Origin of the sequence: Acinetobacter sp. YH12236 (assembly GCF_013417645.1) — a bacterium.
Taxonomy (GTDB): Bacteria; Pseudomonadota; Gammaproteobacteria; order Pseudomonadales; family Moraxellaceae; genus Acinetobacter.
On record NZ_VPDM01000045.1, the window covers coordinates 1 to 19307 of the forward strand.

The following is a 19307-nucleotide window of genomic DNA, read 5'->3' on the forward strand; positions in this document are numbered from 1 at the left end:
CTTTCAACTTTTGCCAGTGTTGATCTGTCAGCATGGTACGAGTCATAGCGAATAGTAAAATTGGGTTTGGCGATTTGATTTTACTACTTCGCTATTTTTTTAAGCTAAAAGTGTCAACACACCCTAGAGAAAAGTATGCCAAAAATATCTTTAGAATAAAATTATTTTAAATAAGACAGCGCCTGTTCAAACACCTGATCCGGTGTTTGAGTTGCATCCAGACATTTAATCCGCTCTGGATGACGCTGGCATAGTGTTGCATATCCAGCGCGAACTTTCTCAAAGAAAGTAACTTTCTCTTGCTCAAACCGATCCAGCGCACCTCGGGCACGAGCGCGATTCATACCCAGTTCAATCGGTGCATCCAGCCAGAACGTAATATCTGGCATACGTTCCACAAAATTTTGATTTAACAGATTCAGCTTGTCTTCACTGAGTCCACGTCCTGCACATTGATAGGAAAAACTGGCATCACTGAAGCGATCACATAAGACAAATTTTCCAGCATTTAAAGCGGGTAAAATCACTTGTGCCAGATGCTGGGCACGTGCCGCATACATCAGCAATAACTCTGTATCATGGCACATCGCTTCTTCGTGGTTTACGGCCAATAACAGCGAACGAATCTGTTCTGCCATTGGTGTGCCACCCGGCTCGCGGGTCAACACGACCTCTTTACCTTGAGCAATAAAATCATCATAGATACGACGAATGAGTGTGGTTTTCCCTACACCCTCAGTGCCTTCAAAGCTGATAAACATGCTCATTCCTTATTTTTTGAACGTAAAACAGAGAGATATTCTTGCACTGCTCTATTGTGGTCTTGCAGACTGCTGCTGAATTTATGCCCACCATTACCCGTTGCAACAAAATAAAGATTTTGTGAATTGTCCGGATGCATCGCTGCTTCAATAGCTTTTTTGCTTGGTAAGGCAATCGGTGTTGGTGGTAAGCCAGCCATGGTATAGGTGTTATAAGGTGTTGGAGTGCGTAGATCCTGACGAGTAATATTACCTTTGTAATTCTCCCCCATACCATAAATCACGGTTGGATCTGTCTGTAGACGCATGCCAATTTTCAAACGGCGCACAAATACGCCAGACACCTGTTGTAACTCGCTATCCAGACTGGTTTCTTTTTCAATGATCGATGCCATGATCAGCGCTTCATATTTATTCTGATATGGCAGATCTGAAGCACGTTTTTCCCAAGCCTGATCCAGAGACTTCATCTGGCGCTGATAAAGATCGGTCAGAATCTTGCGATCCGTTTCACCTTTGGCAAAGAAATAGGTATCCGGAGCAAACAGACCTTCAGGATGATTAAATGGAATATTAAGTTCTTTGAGCAATTGATCGGTTGGCAAATTCACCACTTCTTTAGTCACCAGATCATCTTTCTTTAAGGCATCAATCAGCTGTTTAAAGGTCGTGCCTTCAATCACCAGAATCCGGTTCATCTGAGCATTTTCTGCATTGGAAATCATGTCCAGCACTGCACGGATACTCATACCTTGAGTAATTTCATAAACACCCGCCTTCATGGTGTCATGAATCATGATGCGCTGATACAGCTTTAAAATAATCGGAAAGCTGACATGATTTTCTTTGGCCAGCCGATCAATAAATCCAGAATAGGTTTCACCGTTACTAATTGCCAGTAACTGTTTTGGACCTTCTACAGGATAATCTTTCCATAGGCTAGCTTTCAGGATTAACCCTAGAACCAGGAGTATCCCGATTAGAAATAGAACTATCCCTCTCATGAAACCAGGGCGTTTGGCATTATTTTTCTTTTTGGTTTTAGACTTGGAAGCTGACATATTAATAAGGCATCTGATTCAATCGAAGACGGTTAAAAAGTTCAATACAAGCATCTACATTTAAAGCACGCTGCTCAAATTGAGTGGCAATTTTCATCGGACTGAGCGCATTGCAGAAAAACAGACTGTCGATATGGGGAATTTCATCCATTTCCACATCACGCTGCTGACAGATAATGCCCTGATCCTGCATACGTTGCAAAATTTCTGCACGCATCACACCGAAGACGCCATTATAACGAAGTTCTGGTGTAATCCATGTATTGTTTATACGAATGAAGCAATTACTGCTCACCCCTTCAACAATTGTACCCTGCACATCAGTTACCAGTGCTTCCGGCCAGCCATGCTGATCCGCTTCCTGTTTAAGCAAAACCTGTTCCAGACGGTTTAAGGTTTTCAGCCCCACCAGATTCGGCATACTGAGACCAATGGCCTGTTGCAATACACCCGTCTGAATCTGTTCATAACTGAAGTCCTGTACAGTTTTCGGATAATAGAACACCCAAAGATCTGCCGGATGGTCTGGCAGGCTATAACCACGCTGTCCTATACCACGACTCAGTACAATCTTTAAGGTGCCGTTCAGTTCAGCTTCTGATTTCAATAACGCTTGCAAACTTTTTTCAATCAGGTCCAGATCAGCCTGCAAACTTATTTTTTGCTGGCTCATCCTTAAACGGGCTAGATGACGGTCTGCTAACTCGATCCGATTTCGACGGATGCGCGCGGTAGTAAAGCAACCATCACCATAATGAAAGGCACGATCCAGCACATCTATATCTTTGACGGGTTGAGCATTTTTTAAATACAACATGCTTTTAAGGCCTCTCTGATGACGGATAAAGCGATGAAATATAAGCTCCGTCTATATATCTGTTTTACTCACATAAAATTCGTTTTTAATTATTTTTTATGCAAAAAATCTCCAGCTATTCTTGCCCCATCCAACAAAACAAAGAAACATTTGAGGCAAATATGAACATCCGTAAATTAAAAATTGGGGTATTGGCAGCACTTATTTCAGCAACCGCTTTTAGCGTATCTGCAAAAGACTTCCTGAACGTGTCTTATGACCCAACTCGCGAATTGTACGATAACTTTAATAAAGAATTCAGTGCTTACTGGAAAAAATCTACTGGTCAGGATGTGAACTTTAAACAGTCACATGGCGGTTCAGGTAAACAGGCACGTGCTGTCATTGATGGTCTGGATGCGGACGTCGTGACTTTGGCTCTAGCTGCAGACATTGATGAAATCGCTGCTCGTGGCCTGCTACCTAAAGACTGGCAAAAGAAATTCCCACAAAACTCAACACCTTATACCTCAACCATCGTTTTCTTGGTGAAAAAAGGCAACCCTAAAGGCATTAAAGACTGGGGCGATCTGGTGAAACCTGGCGTAGAAATCATTACACCAAACCCGAAAACCTCTGGTGGCGCGCGCTGGAACTATTTAGCAGCTTGGGCCTGGGCGAAACATCAGCCAGGCGGCAATGATACTAAAGCTCAAGACTTTGTTCGCCAGATCTACAAACAAACTAAAGTACTCGACTCAGGTGCACGTGGTTCAACCACCACTTTTGCTGAACGTGGTATCGGTGATGTATTGCTGGCTTGGGAAAATGAAGCACATCTGGCGATTCGTGAACAGCCTGGCAAGTTTGAAATCATCACCCCTTCTTTGTCGATTCTGGCTGAGCCACCAGTGGCAATCGTTGAAAAGAATGCTAAAAAAGATGGCAATGAAAATCTGGCTAAAGCTTATTTGAACTACCTGTACTCACCTGCGGGTCAAACGGTTGCTGCAAAGAATTTCTACCGTCCACGTAATGCGGCAGTATTAAAACAATACAGCAATGTCTTTAAATCGCTGAAGCTGGTGACTATTGATAAAGAGTTTGGCGGTTGGGACAAGGTACAGAAAAAACACTTTGCCAATGGCGGTATCTTTGATCAGATCGTAAAGGCAAATAGCACAAAATCGTAATAATAAATGTCTATGCAATGGCCTTATTGAATAAGGCTATTGTTGTTTCAAATACTTATAAAATCTTTTATCTTATATTTTCATATAAAATTCATTTTTAATTATTTTTTATGCATAAAGAATAGGTTTATTCTTCACTCATGTTACAAAACGTGTAAGAGTTTGAGGTTCACATGAGCATTTCAACAAAACTAAAACTAGGGGTTCTTGCTGCTGTTATTTCAGCAACTTCGTTTTCTGCTGCAGCACGCGACTTTTTGAATGTCTCTTATGATCCGACGCGTGAACTCTATGAAGACGTCAACAAAGAATTTGGTAAATACTGGAAAAGCCGTACTGGCCAAAGTATTAACTTTAAACAGTCACATGGTGCTTCAGGTAAACAGGCGCGTGCCGTGATTGATGGTCTGGATGCCGATGTTGTAACGTTGGCATTAGCCGCTGACATTGATGTACTGGTCGAAAAAGCCAAACTGTTACCTGCAGACTGGCAGAAAAAATTACCACAAAACTCAACACCATACACTTCTACCATCGTATTCCTGGTACGTAAAGGCAATCCAAAGGGCATCAAGGATTGGGGTGATCTGGTAAAACCGGGTGTAGCGATTATTACACCAAATCCTAAAACTTCAGGCGGTGCACGATGGAACTATTTAGCAGCTTGGGTATATGCCAAACATTTACCGGGTGGTAACGACAAAACTGCACAAGAATTTGTTCGTAAAATCTATAAACAAACCAAAGTACTTGACTCAGGCGCCCGTGGTTCAACCACCACTTTTGCTGAACGTGGCATCGGTGACGTATTACTGGCTTGGGAAAATGAAGCACATTTAGCCCTTCGTGAACAACCGGGCAAGTTTGAAATTGTGACTCCTTCCCTGTCAATTCTGGCTGAGCCACCCGTGGCGATTGTTGAAAAGAATGCCAATAAAAAAGGCAACAAATACCTGGCCCAGGGTTATTTAAACTTCCTTTACTCACCACTGGGTCAGGAAATCTCAGCACGTAACTTCTATCGCCCACGTAATGAAAAAATACTGGCGAAATATAACCAAGTCTTTAAGCCATTAAAACTGGTGACTATTGATCAGGAGTTTGGTGGCTGGGATAAAGTACAGAAAGCCCACTTTGAAAATGGTGGTGTTTTTGACCAGATCGTTAAAGCTAACAGCGCAAAAAATAATTTAAGCTGATTTCATACAGGAGCATCGACATGACTCATACGCTTATTGTTCCCGGTGTAGGTGGCAGTGAATACAATCACTGGCAAACCTGCCTGCAACACCGGCTCATGCGTTGCTCCCGGGTGCAGCAAAAAGACTGGAATCATCCGGTACTGGATGTATGGGTCGCAGAATTTGTTAAAACCCTGCAAGCCATTCCAGATGATGTACAAATTGTGGCACATAGCTTTGGCTGTTTGACCAGCGTGGCAGCACTGGCCCAGCATCCTGAACTGAATACTAAAGTCAAAAATCTGGTGCTGGTTGCACCTGCCAATCCGGTACGTTTTGGGGAAAATGGTTTTGCCCGTGATAACCAGACAGATTACAGTGCCTATTTTCAGCAGCTCAAGATTCAGGCTCCAACGACTTTGTTGATCAGTGAAAATGATCCATGGCTAAGTTTTGAAGATGCTCAGGTTCTGGCGAAAGCCTGGAAGATCAAACCGATTAATCTGGGAGCTGTAGGCCATGTCAATGTTGCTTCCGGTTTTGGTTCTTTCCCTGAAATTGAACAATATTTGATTTCAGAAAAGGCTATGCACCATATCAGCAAAGTTGATGAGAGCAAGTATTATTTTAAATTTGCATTTTAGTCCCTGCAAATTATGCTTGTGCCGATTCTATTTTCTAATTTTCGCTGGTTAACTTTAACCAGCATTCTCTCTTTTGAGGAGTAATCATGTCGCAGCGATCCCGAGTGCTGCCAGGATTTGGTCTTTCTCTAGGCTTTACCCTAGCGTATTTGTCATTAATCGTTCTGATCCCGCTATCTGCCGTTTTTATTAAATCACTCGGCATTGGCTGGGAAGGCTTATGGGAAATCCTGAGCTCTGAACGTATCTTGAAATCATTACAGCTAAGCTTCAGTTCAGCCATTATTGCTGCTTTGATTAATGTAGTTTTTGGCCTGTTACTGGCATGGTGTCTGGTGCGTTATAGCTTTCCGGGCAAACGTATTGTCGATGCACTGGTCGATCTGCCTTTTGCCCTGCCAACCGCAGTTGCCGGTATTGCTCTGACTTCTTTATATGCACCGACTGGCTGGATTGGTCAGTATTTAGATCCAATCGGCATCAAGGTGGCTTATACCCCGATCGGTATTACCCTGGCCTTGATCTTTATCGGTATTCCTTTTGTGGTCCGTACGGTACAGCCGGTTCTTTCTGATTTAGAAACTGAACTGGAAGAAGCGGCTTCTGCACTCGGTGCAAACCGTTTTCAGATCGTCACCAAAGTCATTTTCCCGATTCTGCTGCCAGCACTGATCACAGGTTTTGCTTTGGCCTTTGCACGTGGTGTCGGTGAATATGGCTCGGTCATTTTCATTGCCGGTAATCAGCCCTTTGAAACTGAAATTGCGCCATTAATGATTATTTCCCGTCTGGAAGAATATGACTATGCCGGTGCGACCACAATTGCTGTAGTGATGCTGCTCATTTCCTTTGTAATGCTCTTCCTGATTAACTTATTGCAAGCTTGGGCGAGCCGCCGTACCGGGAGAACTGCACGATGAGTTTAAATACCAACAGCAATGCGCTGGCTGAAAAGCTGCAATCCCGCGATGCGACTCGTGAGCCGACCTGGGTACGTTATACCCTGATTGCGATTGCACTAATCTTCTTTTTAAGCTGCCTGATCCTGCCTTTGGTTCTGGTCTTTGTTGAAGCATTTAAACAAGGGGTTGGCGTATATACGCAAGCCCTTGTTCATCCAGATACTTTATCTGCGGTCAAACTGACTTTACTAACGGCTGTGATCGCAGTACCGATGAATGTAGTATTCGGCGTAGCTGCAGCCTGGTCAGTGGCGAAGTTTAACTTCCCAGGTAAATCAGTTTTAACCACCATTATCGATATGCCTTTCTCGGTATCACCTGTTATTGCAGGTTTGATGCTGGTATTGATTTTCGGTACTCAAGGCTGGATGGGTGGCTGGTTGATGGATAATGACATCAAGATCCTTTACGCCGTTCCTGCGATTGTTTTAGCGACTGTATTTATTACCGTACCTTTTGTAGCACGTGAGCTGATCCCTTTAATGGAAGCGCAAGGTACTGAAGAAGAAGAAGCTGCGATTGTACTCGGTGCATCTGGCTGGCAAACCTTCTGGAAAGTGACCCTGCCAAATATCAAATGGGGTCTGATTTACGGCGTAATTCTGTGTAATGCCCGCGCCATGGGTGAGTTCGGTGCAGTATCAGTGGTTTCTGGCCATATTCGTGGTGAAACCAATACTTTGCCGCTACACGTCGAAATTCTATATAACGAATATACCTTTAGCGCTGCGTTTGCCGTGTCATCGCTCCTGGCTCTCCTCGCAATTGTGACTCTGGTTCTGAAAACCTGGGTCGAACTGCGCCAGGAAAAACAAGACAAACGTAATGATGATTCAACAGTTTCTTAAGGAATGCCCACATGAGTATTCAAGTTAAAAATATTGAAAAACACTTTGGTGCATTCCATGCACTGAAAAACATTTCTCTGGATTTCCCGGATGGTCAGCTGGTTGCCCTGCTCGGCCCGTCAGGCTGTGGTAAAACTACCCTATTGCGTATCATTGCAGGTCTGGAATCTGCTGACGGTGGTCAGGTGATTCTGGAAGGTCAGGATGCAACCAATGTTCACGTTCGTGAACGTGAAGTGGGTTTTGTATTCCAGCACTATGCCCTGTTCCGTCACATGACTGTGTTTGACAACGTGGCATTTGGTCTACGTGTCCGTCCACGCTCTACTCGTCCATCAGAAGCTGAAATTAAAAAACGCGTGACCCGCTTGCTTGATCTGGTACAACTTGGCTTCCTGGCTGACCGTTATCCGGCTCAGCTTTCTGGTGGTCAGCGTCAGCGTATTGCTTTGGCTCGTGCACTAGCCGTTGAGCCACGTGTACTGTTACTGGATGAACCGTTCGGCGCGCTAGATGCCAAAGTCCGTAAAGAACTGCGCCGCTGGTTACGTACCCTGCATGATGAACTGCACATTACTTCAATTTTCGTCACTCACGATCAGGAAGAAGCCTTAGAAGTTGCAGATCAAATCGTAGTGATGAACAAAGGTAATGTGGAACAGATCGGTTCACCACGTGAAGTGTATGAAACACCGAAAACACCATTCGTGTTTGACTTCCTGGGACAAGCTAACCGTTTCGAAGGCCAGAATAATGGCGGCATCATTCAGCTAGGTGAAGACCGTATTCAGTTCGATGCCGCTAAACAGGCAGCTCAGGGTAATGTCATTGTCTTCGCTCGCCCGGATGAACTGCGTATTCATGTACAACCACAAGAAAATGCGATTCAGGCCACGTTCATTCGTGAACTCTGGATTGCAGGAAAAGTCGTTGCAGAATTGAATGACCGCCAAGGCAATCTGATTGAAATTTCACTGACACCAGAAGAAGCCCGCGCTCATCAATTCCGTCCGGATCAAACTGTTTGGTTGAGTGCATTAAATCTGCATTTATTTGAAAACCAGGTCGCGTAAGGCTGCAAGATGGGGCTTTTAAATGCCCCATCCTCTTATAGGGTAAAGAATTATGAATTTCCAACAATTAAGAATTATTCGAGAAACTGTTAGACAGAATTTTAACTTAACTGAAGCTTCAGCCGCGCTTTACACTTCGCAGTCAGGTGTCAGTAAGCATATTAAAGATTTAGAAGATGAGCTTGGTGTACAGCTATTTATCCGTAAAGGTAAACGCCTATTAGGACTGACTGAACCAGGTCAGGCACTTCTTGGTATTGTAGAACGTATGCTGGTTGATGCAGACAATATTAAACGTCTTGCAGATGACTTTAACAAGGTCGATGAAGGTACATTAACGATTGCAACGACGCATACCCAAGCACGTTATGTATTACCGCCGATCGTGAATCAGTTCAAAAAAGAATTTCCGAAAGTTCATCTGATTTTGCAACAAGCCAGTCCAATGGAAATTACTGAAATGCTACTTCAGGGTGAAGCAGATATCGGGATTGCGACTGAAGCCTTAACGACTGAAGAAAATCTGGCGAGTGTGCCTTATTACAACTGGCAGCACAGTATTATTACGCCGCAAAATCACCCGCTAAATAGCAAAGAACAGGTACGTATTGAAGACCTCGCTGGCTATCCGATTATTACTTATCATGGTGGTTTCACAGGCCGTTCTAAAATCGACTCAGCCTTTGAAGAAGCCGGTGTAGATGTTGATATTGTCATGTCAGCTCTGGATGCCGATGTGATTAAAACTTATGTAGAGCTCAACATGGGTGTCGGCATTGTCAATGATCTGGCTTATGATCCAGAACGTGACTATCGTCTGAAACAGATTAAAACCGATATTTTCGGAGTAAATACTACCTGGATCGCCGTACGTAAAGGCCACTTATTACGTGGTTATGGTTATGAGTTTATTTCTTTATGCTCACCAGATGCGGACATCAAGGCACTGAAAAAAGTGGCTTATCCAGATGAATAATATGGATTGAATTTTCTAACTTGAAGAGGCGTATTGCCTCTTTTTTTAATTTTAACCGTAGATTATTTCATTAAAAATCAAGCATAATTACAATATAATTCAATAAATAAATTATATTAATGATGAGCTACAAATTTTCCCTCTTGGGATGTGGACTGATTTTTTCCGGGACAAGTTTCGCAGCAGCTTTTGAACAATCCAATCAAACCATCCAGTCCTTTTTTGAAAAGGATCATTATGCCGAAGTCTCATTTGCCTGGACGAATCCTAATGTTAGCGGTCAAGTACAGCATACCGAAGTATTAGAACAATTAGGTATTCAGGATTTTTCCACGGGTCAGCTTGCGAATAATCAACTGGTTGCGAATGCTGCATTAAAATTACAACTTCATCCAAAGATCTCTTGGGGACTCATTTATGATCAGCCCTTCCATGTCGATATTGCATATCAATATAGTCCAATTTTTGCAGGTGAACCTACAAAGATTGAAGCAGCCGATATTGAGTTTGATAGTCATAATCTGACTTCCATTCTTGGATATCAGCCTGATCCAAACTGGAATCTCTATGCAGGACTGAGTTATCAGACCTTAGAAGGTAATTTAAGTTTGGTAGGTGAATCTTTTTCAGTCTTTAATGGTTATCACGTTCAGCTTGAACAAAATGCTGACTGGGGTTGGCTCGCTGGAATGAGCTATCAAACTCCTGAGTATTTCTTTAGAAGTTCGCTGACTTATCGTTCAGCCATAAATCATCAACTGCAAATCACAGAATCACTTATAGTCGGCACAACTACGCCCAGCTTTACGAAAATACAAACACCTCAATCTATTAATTTAGATATTCAGAGCGGACTTCCCTCCCAGAATATTTTTTATGCGGGTTTACGGTGGGTAAATTGGCAAGATTTTGTCATTCAACCGCCGAAATTCGGTACAGTGATTGATTATGCCGCCCTGGAGTTTCCTGAAGTGAAAGATATCAAGATGATCGATTATCAAGAGGATCAATGGTCGGCCAAATTTGGAATCGCCCATCAATGGCCTTCTTCTATGATTAATTCTTTTGAAATTCTATGGGACTCAGGTACGGGAAATCCAGCTTCTACCTTGAATCCGAGTGATGGTTATTGGGGAGTTGGTTTAGGCTATTTTCAGAATTTTCAAAAACACTGGGATATTGCTACAGGACTGTATTATTTAAAATTCCAGAAGCCTAAAACAAATTCAAACGCTGTTATACCCCAGTTCGTAGGCTTATCTGCAGTGGATGATAATGATGTTTGGGTCGTCGGTATGAAGTTGGGCTATCATTTTCAATAGCTTTTAATAAACAAAAAAAACGAGCCGAAGCTCGTTTTTTTTATTAGGCTTAGCAGCTACAGCTTAGAAGCGGAAACTTACACCCAGTTTCGCTACTGGAAGCCATTCGTATTTATTATCTTCACGAATTTCACGACGTTCTTCAGCTAATGCTTCTGCTAAAGTACGGCCATCATCACCAACCAAACCTAAAGCTGCTGTATTAGCATCTAAACTTACAGTAGGATTACCATTGTAGTATGCACCGATTTCACCAAATACACCCCAACGGTTAGTGATTGCTGGAGAGAAACCAAGACCTACATAAGGTGCGATATTGTTTTTGTAAGATAAATCACCATTAATACGAACATCTGTTGTGCCTGCATTAAAACGTGAACCATCTACAGTAAATGACGCATTAGTACCCGGACGACGTTCTAGACCATAATCATTATCGATATAAGCCACACCTGCTGCCATATAGAACCAGTTCGCCCAAGGACGAATTTCAGCGTTCAAATAAGTCAGGTTATTGTCCATATCCAGGTCATATTTATTACCGTTGATTGATAAATCATCAGTCCAAGAAATATCACCACCATTATAACCTAGAGTAACACCTACATAAGGGTTAGCATTCCAAGAGATCGCGCCACCGTAACCGGTAGTACCGACTTCAGCACGAACAGCTGCAGGTTTAAAGAAAGAGAATTCAGCTACGCCTTCATCTGTTACGATTGTTTCATCAGCAGCCATGACAGATCCAGCTGTGGCAGCTAGAACGGATACTGCTAAAAGTTGATATAAAGCTTTCATTATTTCTCTCCTCAAAAGAACTTTTTTTTCATCATTAGTTATTCGTGATGAGCTCAATATAAAGGAGTCAATGAATATTTTTTATTCGTGTTTTGCTGAGCTTTTGTTATTTTTTGATACATATTAATTTTTCTTGTTGAATGATAAGCCTTTTTTAAACAATGTTTGTACATATCTAAAATACGAAAAGGATACTAATCACTTTACTTGCGAATTTAATTCAGCACCCTTCCTAGTTTTCCATCTTTTTAGAGCAATATAGTGTAAAATATCGGAAATTTTTTTCTGGAAGGAAGATCATGTCTCAGCTTTCAACAATCATTGAACAAGCGTTTGAAGACCGTGCGAATTTCACAGCAGCAGACTGTCCTGCTGAAATCCGTCAAGCAGTTGAGGAAGTAATTGCTGGCCTGGACAATGGTACTTTACGTGTTGCTGAAAAAATCGAAGGTGAATGGGTTGTTCATCAATGGATTAAGAAAGCGGTATTGTTATCATTTAAATTAAACGATAACAAACCAATGGAAGCTTGTGATCTTCGCTTCTACGACAAAGTAGATACTAAATTCTCTGACTGGACTGACGAGCAGTTTAAAGCTGCTGGCGTACGTGTTGTTCCTCCGGCGGTAGCGCGTAAAGGTTCTTTCCAGGCGAAAAACGTGGTACTGATGCCTTCTTATGTGAACATCGGTGCTTATGTAGATGAAGGTACAATGGTCGATACTTGGGCAACTGTAGGTTCATGTGCTCAAATCGGTAAAAATGTTCACTTGTCTGGTGGTGTAGGAATCGGTGGTGTTCTTGAACCGCTTCAAGCTAATCCAACTATTATTGAAGATAACTGTTTCATCGGTGCACGTTCTGAAATCGTTGAAGGCGTAATCGTTGAAGAAGGTTCTGTCATTTCAATGGGCGTATTCATTGGTCAATCCACCAAGATTTATGACCGTGAAACTGGCGAAATTCATTATGGCCGCGTACCTGCTGGTTCTGTTGTGGTATCAGGCAGCCTGCCATCTAAATGCGGTAAATACAGCTTATATGCAGCTGTAATCGTGAAAAAAGTAGATGCGAAAACTCGTGCTAAAACTAGCCTGAACGATCTGCTTCGCGAAGACTAAGATGTCTTAACCTAGAGGACACATTTGTGTTCCTCGGAGCTTCAACCGCTCCTCGTCTCTACGGTCAGCAATGATCGTAGGGATTTTTATTTTTATACATTGTTATTTATTTTTCAGTGGTTAATGTTGTTATGAATACGCTTCGATCTTCCGCAATTCCAGTTTCTGATCCGTCTGCGGGCTTACGCATTACGGAGATCTTCTATTCATTACAAGGTGAAGCCAATACTGCAGGTTTACCGACCGTATTTATCCGCTTAACCGGATGTCCACTGCGCTGTACGTATTGTGATACTACCTATTCTTTTGAAGGTGGCGAGCGTAAATCTTTAGATGACATCATCCAGACCACGCTTGATTTTAAAACGCCTTATGTCTGTGTGACCGGTGGTGAACCATTAGCGCAACCGAACGCCCTACCTCTGATACAGCGACTTGCAGATTTAGGCTGTGAAGTCTCTTTAGAAACCAGTGGTGCATTAGATGTTTCTAAAGTGGATGCACGGGTATCCAAAGTTCTGGATTTAAAAACGCCAACTTCAGGTGAAGTTGCACGAAATTTGCTTACAAATCTGGATCATTTGACTCAGCATGACCAGATTAAGTTTGTGATCTGTAATCGTGAAGATTATGAATGGTCAAAACAGCAGGTAGAACAGTACCAGTTGAATGAAAAAGTCAGTACAGTCTGGTTCTCCCCTGCATTTGCAGTTGAAAAAGGAGCTGCACGCTTGCCACAATTGGCACGTGATCTGGCTCAATGGATTTTAGAAGACCATCTCCCTGTTCGTTTCCAGCTGCAGCTGCACAAGTTGTTATGGAATGATGAAACTGGTCGTTAATTTTTGTAAATTTACTATATTGGAGTATTTGTTATGCGCCCTCGTGCCATTGTATTGTTATCTGGCGGATTAGATTCAACAACCTGTCTGGCTTGGGCGCAGGCACGCTATGAATGTATTGCACTGAGTTTTATGTATGGCCAACGCTCTACTACAGAACTTGATGCAGCTCGTGCACTGGCTCAACGCTCGGGTGTAGAACATCGTGTCATCAATATTGATTTAGGTAACCTAGGCGGCTCAGCCCTTACTGATCATAGCATTGAGGTACCAGACCAATTGCAGGAAGGTATTCCGGTAACCTATGTACCTGCACGAAATACCATCTTCTTATCTTATGCTTTGGCTGCTGCAGAAGTGTTCGGTGCTGAGGCAATTGTGATCGGGATTAATGCGGTGGATTATTCAGGTTATCCAGACTGCCGCCCGGAATTTATCGAAGCTTTTGCCAACATGGCACGCCTTGCAACCAAGGTTGGTGTCGAAGGTCAGGCCCTGAAATTTGAAACACCTTTGTTACATTTATCCAAAGCAAATATCATTCGCTTAGGCCTAGAACATGGCGTAGACTACAGTCAAACGGTATCTTGCTACCAAGCAGATGCCCAAGGACGTGCGTGTGGAACATGTGACAGTTGTCGTTTACGCAAGCAAGGTTTTGCTGATGCAGGTGTTGAAGACCCGACACGTTATTACCTTTAAAATCGATCAAGGTTATAAATCCATATTATGAATATTAAAGCCAAATTACTTGCGACTAGCCTACTCTCTTTGTCTGCCCTATTTTCAACTGCATCTTTTGCAAATAATGATCAAGCTAAGGCAAAAGCAGAATTTGAGGCGATGAAAAAAGAATACACAACTGCCATGAAAAATGCTGGAAGCAGTTCAAATGTACGTGACGGTTTAATTAAAGCCTGTGCTATTCCATACAAACAGGCAGTGAAGTACAAAAAACTGACTCAGTCTGATGTGAACAAGCTTTGTACATGTGAAGTAGATGCGGAAGGTAAATTGACTCAAGCCCAAAAATGGCAGATTCAAAGTACCATTAACCAGAAGAAAAACCCTGCTACTTTAGACTTTGTTAAAAAACAAAGCCAGAACGTGCAGTCTTGTGTAGGCCCACAGCTCGCAGGTAAATTAAATTCACTTGCTGCAGAAGCCAATAAAGCCGCTCAAAAGAAATAATCCTGACGGATGTTTTTCTAGGATAAGCCACTATAATGTGGCTTATTTTTTTGAAAAAATTTAGAAAAATTGGAGAGATCATGTCTGAGATCAGCTTACTTGAGCACACTTTTCCGACCACTACAGGTGAAATTAATCTGGCCCAACTGGATGCAGAATGGCTGGTGATCTATTTTTATCCTAAAGATTCGACACCTGGCTGTACCACTCAGGCAGTCGGTTTTTCTTGTTTAAAAGATCAGTTTGATGCGCTCAATACGACTATTCTGGGCGTATCACGTGATTCGGTTAAAGTGCACCAGAACTTTACTGAAAAACAGAATCTGACTATCAATCTGATCAGTGATAAAGAAGAAGTGTTATGCAAACACTTTGATGTCATTAAAGAAAAGAATATGTATGGTAAGAAAGTGATGGGCATTGAGCGCTCTACCTTCATTTTCCATAATGGCAAATTGGTCAAAGAATACCGTAAGGTAAAAGCCGCTGGCCATGCTGAACAGGTCTTAGAAGATTTGAAAGCTTTACAGGCTGCTTAAGATCTTTCATAAAATCAAAGAAGGCATGAATAGAAATATCATGCCTTTTTCTTTAGAGTTGCTGCAAAGAACAATTCAGTTCACTAAAGAAACTGCAATTGACCACATTACACAGCCAATGAGTACATCCAGTATTTTCCAGGCTTTTGGACGCTGAAAAATAGGTTGCAAATAACGTGCTGCATAGCCCAATCCAAAAAAGAATACAAAGGACGCACTAATCGCTCCCAAGGCAAATTGTATCTGCGCATTGGAATATTGGGTGGAGATAGAACCAATCAAGACCAGTGCATCCAGATAAACATGCGGATTGAGCCAGGTCAGCATCAAACAAATCAGCAAAACCTTATATAAAGAAGGCACATCTTTTTGATCTGTGTCCAGACGCTGCTCATTCTTCCAGGCCTGATAAAAATGCTGAGCGCCATAGATCGCCAGAAAAGTTGCACCCAGATATTTCGCCATATTGATCCAGTGCGGATTGACCAGCATCAATTGTGAAAACCCCAAAACACCGGCAAAAATTAATATTGCATCAGATAAGGCACAACACATACAGATCGCAAAGACATACTGCTGTTTCAAGCCCTGCTTCAATACAAAAGCATTTTGTGCACCAATGGCAATAATCAGGCTAAAGCCTACTGCAAGACCTTGTATATATGCATTTAACATTGGAATATCATGGAATTATAAAGATGGGGATCATTATCTATGTTATTCTTTTCAATTAAATATAATTAAGAAAATATCATTTAGACTAAATTTTATTTAGGTAAGCTATGCCACTTAATTCTAAAAACTGTGATGCTTTTCTGGCTGTTGCAGAAACCCAAAGTTTTGATGCTGCCGCAAAAGTATTAAATATAACGGCTTCGGCAGTCACTTTAAGAGTGCAAAATCTGGAAAGAGATTTGGGGCAAGTTTTGGTGCTACGTGAGCGTCCTTGTAAAGTGACCAATGCTGGTCAAACCTTACTGAATTATTTGCAGCATCAACGCCTGTTACAGCAGCAATTGATCCAGCAATTAAATGGTCAAAATAAAGCAGAATTTAGCTCGATTCATATCGCGGTAAATGCGGATTCACTCGCGACCTGGTTATTTCCCTGTCTGAACACCACCCTGCTTGCAGAGAAAATCACTTTGAATCTTCAGGTGGCTGTTCAAAGTGAAACTCATAAGCTTCTGGAGCAGGGCCAAGTCAATGCCTGTATTAGCAGTGAGAGTGAAGCCATGCCGGGCTGTAAGGCTTATTTTATTGGGCAGATGCATTATAGAATGGTCGCAACACCTGCTTTTGTGCATTCTTGGTTTAAACAAGGCATTCACCGGGAATCACTGCGTAAGGCACCCGCTGTGATTTATAATGATCAGGATCATTTACATAGCCATCTACTGTTAGCTCAATTTGGCTTAAACCAGCAATGTTTTCCTTTTCACTATATTCCCTCCTCGACCGCCTTTGCGGACGCTATTTTTTCTGGATTAGGATATGGTTTGGTGCCGGACTATCAAATTGCGGACCGGATTCAAAATGGGACACTGATCGAAATACTGCCTGAATGCTGTTGTGATGTACCTTTATATTGGCATCACTGGAAACAGCAGTCTCCCGCTCTAAAACAGTTAACCAAAGTCATTCTGGAACAGGCAGAACAATGTATGAATAATCCAATTCAATAAGCAGTTCTATGATGTCCTGCCGAATTCACAGAAATTGAATATCAGATTATTGGGTTTTCCACTGTCCCATTAGGTGAATATTAACTTTTTCACCCACGCCTGCAGTGGCTTTCTTCATCCCAAAATCTGAGCGATTAATTACCGTAGTGGATTTCACATCGAGTAGATTAGGATTAGCCTTGTTCGGTGTCAGAGTGGTATCGAAAACTACTGGTCGAGTAGCCCCTCTTAGAGTGAGTTGACCCATGACCTGATAACGATTCGTACCATTTGGCTTAAACTGGGTACTTTTGAAATTGACTGTTTTATAGCGCGATGCATGAAACAGATCCTCACCCATAATCATATTTTTAAGGCTGGGCTTGGAAACCTCCAGGCTATCCACCTGCATAGTGAACTCAGTAGATGACTGTTGTGGCCGATCGGGATCAAACTGCATGGTTGCCTTGAACTCTTGAAAATTTCCCTTTACCACATTTAAACCCAAGGAGTTAATGCTAAAGCCGACACTACTTTGAGGCGTCAATGTCCAGCTTTTAGCATACGCAGCCGATATACACATAGCAGATAGAGCACCCGCATAAGCTATATTTTTCAGGAATAGATTCATTGTGTTCATCCTTAACAATCAAATGAACTCACTACCTTAAAACGGTTTTAGCCCAGATTTGTTTTATCATTTAGTTCAAACTTGTTGACCAATTGTTGATAAATCTCATTATTTTTAAATTTATGTAAAAACTCACTGGTGCCTAAAGGAAAAGCCGATTCCACCACTTCACCGCGATAATACGCTTCACGTAAAGGAGTGGCGGATATAGCGCCAACCAAGCTATCCAGTTCCACCATTTCCCATTCCGGGAACAAACTTAAATAATAAGAAGATTCATCTTTAAAGTGTCCAATTAGACCAACTTTTGCTTCTGCTTCAACTACTTCAGACACCAGCGATTTCACCAGTTTTTGCCATTTTTCATCATTATAGACGTCAATGACATGGACAAATTTAATCCGTTTCTGATCTGCTTCAGAAAAATTCGACAGGATCATTTCTTCACGCTCAGTGGCCAGAAATGGATTTTTAATATTGCGTTCTTGCTGTGCTGAGCCTAATGCCAGAATCACCTGCTGGCTCTGCTGCAAGGCAATTTTAATCGTTTGCATATGGGCCAGATGGAAAGGTTGAAAACGACCAATAAACACCAGGTAATCAAATTTATACTTCATAGCACATCTTACTTTTATGAACGCATCAGTTATGCCGCAGGGAAGTTTTTGCGACATAATAAGCGCCAATAAATTCATATTAATAAAGCAAGGATAGTACGATGACACTGAGCTGTATTCAACAACCGCATCAGCATTTAAATGCGAATTTAGACCATGGCGTATTGACCTTAGCCATTCACCGTCCTGAGGCAAAAAATGCGCTTTACGGCGAACTATATCTATGGATCGCACAGGCACTGGATGAAGCGGATCAGGATAGTAGTGTGCGTGTCGTGATTCTACGTGGTCAAGACGCAGACTTTAGTGCCGGCAATGACATGCAGGACTTCATGAAGTTTATTCAGACACCTCTGCAAGCTAAGGCTGGCGATACTCCTCCTTTTGTCCTGTTGAAGTCCGCTGCAAAATTTTCCAAGCCTTTAATTGCAGCCGTTCGTGGCGTTGCGATTGGTATCGGGGTAACGATTCTGCTGCATGCTGATCTGGTTTATAGTGACAATACTGCCCTGTTCCAGATTCCATTTGTTAGCCTTGGCCTGTCGCCTGAAGGCGCTTCAAGTAAGCTGTTAGTACAACAAGCTGGCTATCATAAAGCGGCTGAGTTACTGCTTACTGCACAGCGATTTAATAGTCAAAAAGCATTGGGTGCAGGTCTGGTAAATAGCATTGAGGAAGATGTCTATGCCGCTGCTGAAAAACAGGCAAAAACTCTTGCCGCTTTACCCCTGGCTTCTATTAAACAAACCAAAGCACTGATGAAGCATAATCTGGCTGAAATTATCGAGTGTATTGATGATGAAGCGGAGATCTTTATGAAACGTGTGGGTTCACCTGAAATGACGGAAGCCGTTCAGGCGTTTATGCAAAAACGGAAACCTGATTTCACACAATTCAACTAATTCTGAAACTTATCTTTTAATTGAGGCAGTTTAGACTGCCTCAATCTTTTATTTTTTTGCTCTGTACACGACAAAAATAGATAACTCATTGAAATAATGTCACAATAATTGTTTTCTAACGACGAATACTATGACACATCTCAATGAGTTATATCTTATCTTAAACAAATCTCTAAAATGGAACA

Annotated in this window: 22 protein-coding genes; 15 read left to right on the forward strand and 7 right to left on the reverse strand. The window is 42.1% G+C overall.

Going from position 1 to position 19307, the window contains the following annotated elements; all coding sequences use genetic code 11:
* Window positions 1-161: 161 nt before the first annotated feature.
* Genes tmk through pabC form a run of 3 tightly spaced genes read right to left on the reverse strand, consistent with a single transcriptional unit; the run spans window position 162 to window position 2639 of the window.
* Window positions 162-761 (reverse strand): dTMP kinase, encoded by a 600-nt coding sequence (gene tmk / locus FTV14_RS14385; RefSeq protein WP_180054076.1) that lies wholly within the window; start codon window positions 759-761, stop codon window positions 162-164.
* 2 nt (window positions 762-763) lie between these two features.
* A complete protein-coding gene (gene mltG, locus FTV14_RS14390) occupies window positions 764-1822 on the reverse strand; it encodes an endolytic transglycosylase MltG (protein ID WP_180054077.1) in 1059 nt (352 codons plus the stop codon).
* Between the two features lies 1 nt (window position 1823).
* Entirely contained in the window at window positions 1824-2639 is an 816-nt protein-coding gene (pabC, locus tag FTV14_RS14395; protein ID WP_180054078.1) for an aminodeoxychorismate lyase, read from the reverse strand.
* A 161-nt stretch (window positions 2640-2800) separates the two neighbouring features.
* Here pabC and FTV14_RS14400 point away from each other — a divergent pair, with 161 nt between their 5' ends.
* The 8 genes from FTV14_RS14400 to FTV14_RS14435 all read left to right on the forward strand — a co-directional run bounded on the left by FTV14_RS14400 (window position 2801) and on the right by FTV14_RS14435 (window position 10817).
* The gene (locus FTV14_RS14400; RefSeq protein ID WP_034703949.1) at window positions 2801-3811 is read left to right on the forward strand and encodes a sulfate ABC transporter substrate-binding protein; all 1011 of its coding nucleotides are present in this window, start codon (window positions 2801-2803) and stop codon (window positions 3809-3811) included.
* Between the two features lie 173 nt (window positions 3812-3984).
* On the forward strand, window positions 3985-5010 hold the full coding sequence (locus FTV14_RS14405; RefSeq protein WP_180054079.1) for a sulfate ABC transporter substrate-binding protein: 1026 nt from the start codon (window positions 3985-3987) through the stop codon (window positions 5008-5010).
* A 20-nt stretch (window positions 5011-5030) separates the two neighbouring features.
* Window positions 5031-5636, forward strand: coding sequence for an alpha/beta hydrolase (locus FTV14_RS14410; RefSeq protein ID WP_180010707.1), 606 nt, complete (start codon window positions 5031-5033; stop codon window positions 5634-5636).
* An 86-nt stretch (window positions 5637-5722) separates the two neighbouring features.
* Window positions 5723-6556 (forward strand): sulfate ABC transporter permease subunit CysT, encoded by an 834-nt coding sequence (gene cysT / locus FTV14_RS14415; protein ID WP_004784537.1) that lies wholly within the window; start codon window positions 5723-5725, stop codon window positions 6554-6556.
* A complete protein-coding gene (cysW, locus tag FTV14_RS14420; protein ID WP_180010705.1) occupies window positions 6553-7446 on the forward strand; it encodes a sulfate ABC transporter permease subunit CysW in 894 nt (297 codons plus the stop codon). Before cysT ends, cysW begins: the two co-directional genes overlap by 4 nt.
* A gap of 11 nt (window positions 7447-7457) precedes the next feature.
* Window positions 7458-8519, forward strand: coding sequence for a sulfate/molybdate ABC transporter ATP-binding protein (locus tag FTV14_RS14425; protein WP_159124059.1), 1062 nt, complete (start codon window positions 7458-7460; stop codon window positions 8517-8519).
* A gap of 52 nt (window positions 8520-8571) precedes the next feature.
* Window positions 8572-9495 carry a CysB family HTH-type transcriptional regulator gene (locus tag FTV14_RS14430; RefSeq protein WP_004784546.1) on the forward strand — a complete coding sequence of 308 codons (924 nt, stop codon included), beginning with the start codon at window positions 8572-8574 and terminating at the stop codon, window positions 9493-9495.
* A gap of 119 nt (window positions 9496-9614) precedes the next feature.
* Window positions 9615-10817, forward strand: coding sequence for an outer membrane protein transport protein (locus FTV14_RS14435; protein WP_180010703.1), 1203 nt, complete (start codon window positions 9615-9617; stop codon window positions 10815-10817).
* A gap of 63 nt (window positions 10818-10880) precedes the next feature.
* On the opposite strand, the gene carO is transcribed toward FTV14_RS14435, so the two are convergent.
* Window positions 10881-11615 (reverse strand): ornithine uptake porin CarO, encoded by a 735-nt coding sequence (gene carO / locus FTV14_RS14440; protein ID WP_180010701.1) that lies wholly within the window; start codon window positions 11613-11615, stop codon window positions 10881-10883.
* Between the two features lie 299 nt (window positions 11616-11914).
* Here carO and dapD point away from each other — a divergent pair, with 299 nt between their 5' ends.
* From dapD to FTV14_RS14465, 5 genes are all read left to right on the forward strand, one after another.
* On the forward strand, window positions 11915-12736 hold the full coding sequence (gene dapD, locus FTV14_RS14445; protein WP_004784553.1) for a 2,3,4,5-tetrahydropyridine-2,6-dicarboxylate N-succinyltransferase: 822 nt from the start codon (window positions 11915-11917) through the stop codon (window positions 12734-12736).
* A gap of 131 nt (window positions 12737-12867) precedes the next feature.
* Window positions 12868-13578 carry a 7-carboxy-7-deazaguanine synthase QueE gene (gene queE, locus FTV14_RS14450; protein WP_159124056.1) on the forward strand — a complete coding sequence of 237 codons (711 nt, stop codon included), beginning with the start codon at window positions 12868-12870 and terminating at the stop codon, window positions 13576-13578.
* A 33-nt stretch (window positions 13579-13611) separates the two neighbouring features.
* The gene (queC, locus tag FTV14_RS14455; protein WP_180010699.1) at window positions 13612-14280 is read left to right on the forward strand and encodes a 7-cyano-7-deazaguanine synthase QueC; all 669 of its coding nucleotides are present in this window, start codon (window positions 13612-13614) and stop codon (window positions 14278-14280) included.
* A gap of 27 nt (window positions 14281-14307) precedes the next feature.
* A complete protein-coding gene (locus FTV14_RS14460) occupies window positions 14308-14769 on the forward strand; it encodes a hypothetical protein (protein ID WP_034171206.1) in 462 nt (153 codons plus the stop codon).
* Window positions 14770-14849: 80 nt separating this feature from the next.
* Window positions 14850-15308: a peroxiredoxin gene (locus FTV14_RS14465; protein WP_180010697.1), complete on the forward strand. Its 459-nt coding sequence runs from the start codon at window positions 14850-14852 to the stop codon at window positions 15306-15308.
* A gap of 75 nt (window positions 15309-15383) precedes the next feature.
* Here FTV14_RS14465 and FTV14_RS14470 read toward each other — a convergent pair whose 3' ends face one another.
* Window positions 15384-15983 carry a LysE/ArgO family amino acid transporter gene (locus tag FTV14_RS14470; protein WP_166138351.1) on the reverse strand — a complete coding sequence of 200 codons (600 nt, stop codon included), beginning with the start codon at window positions 15981-15983 and terminating at the stop codon, window positions 15384-15386.
* A gap of 107 nt (window positions 15984-16090) precedes the next feature.
* Between FTV14_RS14470 and FTV14_RS14475 the strand changes: the two genes are divergently transcribed.
* Window positions 16091-16993, forward strand: coding sequence for a LysR family transcriptional regulator ArgP (locus tag FTV14_RS14475; protein WP_180002801.1), 903 nt, complete (start codon window positions 16091-16093; stop codon window positions 16991-16993).
* A 46-nt stretch (window positions 16994-17039) separates the two neighbouring features.
* Here the strand turns inward: FTV14_RS14475 and FTV14_RS14480 are convergent, their stop codons facing one another.
* Window positions 17040-17603 carry a YceI family protein gene (locus FTV14_RS14480; protein WP_180010736.1) on the reverse strand — a complete coding sequence of 188 codons (564 nt, stop codon included), beginning with the start codon at window positions 17601-17603 and terminating at the stop codon, window positions 17040-17042.
* 47 nt (window positions 17604-17650) lie between these two features.
* Window positions 17651-18220 (reverse strand): nicotinate-nicotinamide nucleotide adenylyltransferase, encoded by a 570-nt coding sequence (locus FTV14_RS14485; RefSeq protein ID WP_004784571.1) that lies wholly within the window; start codon window positions 18218-18220, stop codon window positions 17651-17653.
* 101 nt (window positions 18221-18321) lie between these two features.
* Here FTV14_RS14485 and FTV14_RS14490 point away from each other — a divergent pair, with 101 nt between their 5' ends.
* Complete coding sequence (locus tag FTV14_RS14490) at window positions 18322-19122, forward strand: enoyl-CoA hydratase (protein WP_180010693.1); 801 nt, start codon at window positions 18322-18324, stop codon at window positions 19120-19122.
* The last annotated feature ends 185 nt before the right edge of the window (window positions 19123-19307 follow it).

Excerpts from the sequence above, each read along its gene's own strand:
- tmk (WP_180054076.1), bottom strand. The coding sequence starts at position 761 with ATGTTTATCAGCTTTGAAGGCACTGAGGGTGTAGGGAAAACCACACTC.
- mltG (WP_180054077.1), bottom strand. The coding sequence starts at position 1,822 with ATGTCAGCTTCCAAGTCTAAAACCAAAAAGAAAAATAATGCCAAACGC.
- pabC (WP_180054078.1), bottom strand. The coding sequence starts at position 2,639 with ATGTTGTATTTAAAAAATGCTCAACCCGTCAAAGATATAGATGTGCTG.
- FTV14_RS14400 (WP_034703949.1), top strand. The coding sequence starts at position 2,801 with ATGAACATCCGTAAATTAAAAATTGGGGTATTGGCAGCACTTATTTCA.
- FTV14_RS14405 (WP_180054079.1), top strand. The coding sequence starts at position 3,985 with ATGAGCATTTCAACAAAACTAAAACTAGGGGTTCTTGCTGCTGTTATT.
- FTV14_RS14410 (WP_180010707.1), top strand. The coding sequence starts at position 5,031 with ATGACTCATACGCTTATTGTTCCCGGTGTAGGTGGCAGTGAATACAAT.
- cysT (WP_004784537.1), top strand. The coding sequence starts at position 5,723 with ATGTCGCAGCGATCCCGAGTGCTGCCAGGATTTGGTCTTTCTCTAGGC.
- cysW (WP_180010705.1), top strand. The coding sequence starts at position 6,553 with ATGAGTTTAAATACCAACAGCAATGCGCTGGCTGAAAAGCTGCAATCC.
- FTV14_RS14425 (WP_159124059.1), top strand. The coding sequence starts at position 7,458 with ATGAGTATTCAAGTTAAAAATATTGAAAAACACTTTGGTGCATTCCAT.
- FTV14_RS14430 (WP_004784546.1), top strand. The coding sequence starts at position 8,572 with ATGAATTTCCAACAATTAAGAATTATTCGAGAAACTGTTAGACAGAAT.
- FTV14_RS14435 (WP_180010703.1), top strand. The coding sequence starts at position 9,615 with ATGATGAGCTACAAATTTTCCCTCTTGGGATGTGGACTGATTTTTTCC.
- carO (WP_180010701.1), bottom strand. The coding sequence starts at position 11,615 with ATGAAAGCTTTATATCAACTTTTAGCAGTATCCGTTCTAGCTGCCACA.
- dapD (WP_004784553.1), top strand. The coding sequence starts at position 11,915 with ATGTCTCAGCTTTCAACAATCATTGAACAAGCGTTTGAAGACCGTGCG.
- queE (WP_159124056.1), top strand. The coding sequence starts at position 12,868 with ATGAATACGCTTCGATCTTCCGCAATTCCAGTTTCTGATCCGTCTGCG.
- queC (WP_180010699.1), top strand. The coding sequence starts at position 13,612 with ATGCGCCCTCGTGCCATTGTATTGTTATCTGGCGGATTAGATTCAACA.
- FTV14_RS14460 (WP_034171206.1), top strand. The coding sequence starts at position 14,308 with ATGAATATTAAAGCCAAATTACTTGCGACTAGCCTACTCTCTTTGTCT.
- FTV14_RS14465 (WP_180010697.1), top strand. The coding sequence starts at position 14,850 with ATGTCTGAGATCAGCTTACTTGAGCACACTTTTCCGACCACTACAGGT.
- FTV14_RS14470 (WP_166138351.1), bottom strand. The coding sequence starts at position 15,983 with ATGTTAAATGCATATATACAAGGTCTTGCAGTAGGCTTTAGCCTGATT.
- FTV14_RS14475 (WP_180002801.1), top strand. The coding sequence starts at position 16,091 with ATGCCACTTAATTCTAAAAACTGTGATGCTTTTCTGGCTGTTGCAGAA.
- FTV14_RS14480 (WP_180010736.1), bottom strand. The coding sequence starts at position 17,603 with ATGAATCTATTCCTGAAAAATATAGCTTATGCGGGTGCTCTATCTGCT.
- FTV14_RS14485 (WP_004784571.1), bottom strand. The coding sequence starts at position 18,220 with ATGAAGTATAAATTTGATTACCTGGTGTTTATTGGTCGTTTTCAACCT.
- FTV14_RS14490 (WP_180010693.1), top strand. The coding sequence starts at position 18,322 with ATGACACTGAGCTGTATTCAACAACCGCATCAGCATTTAAATGCGAAT.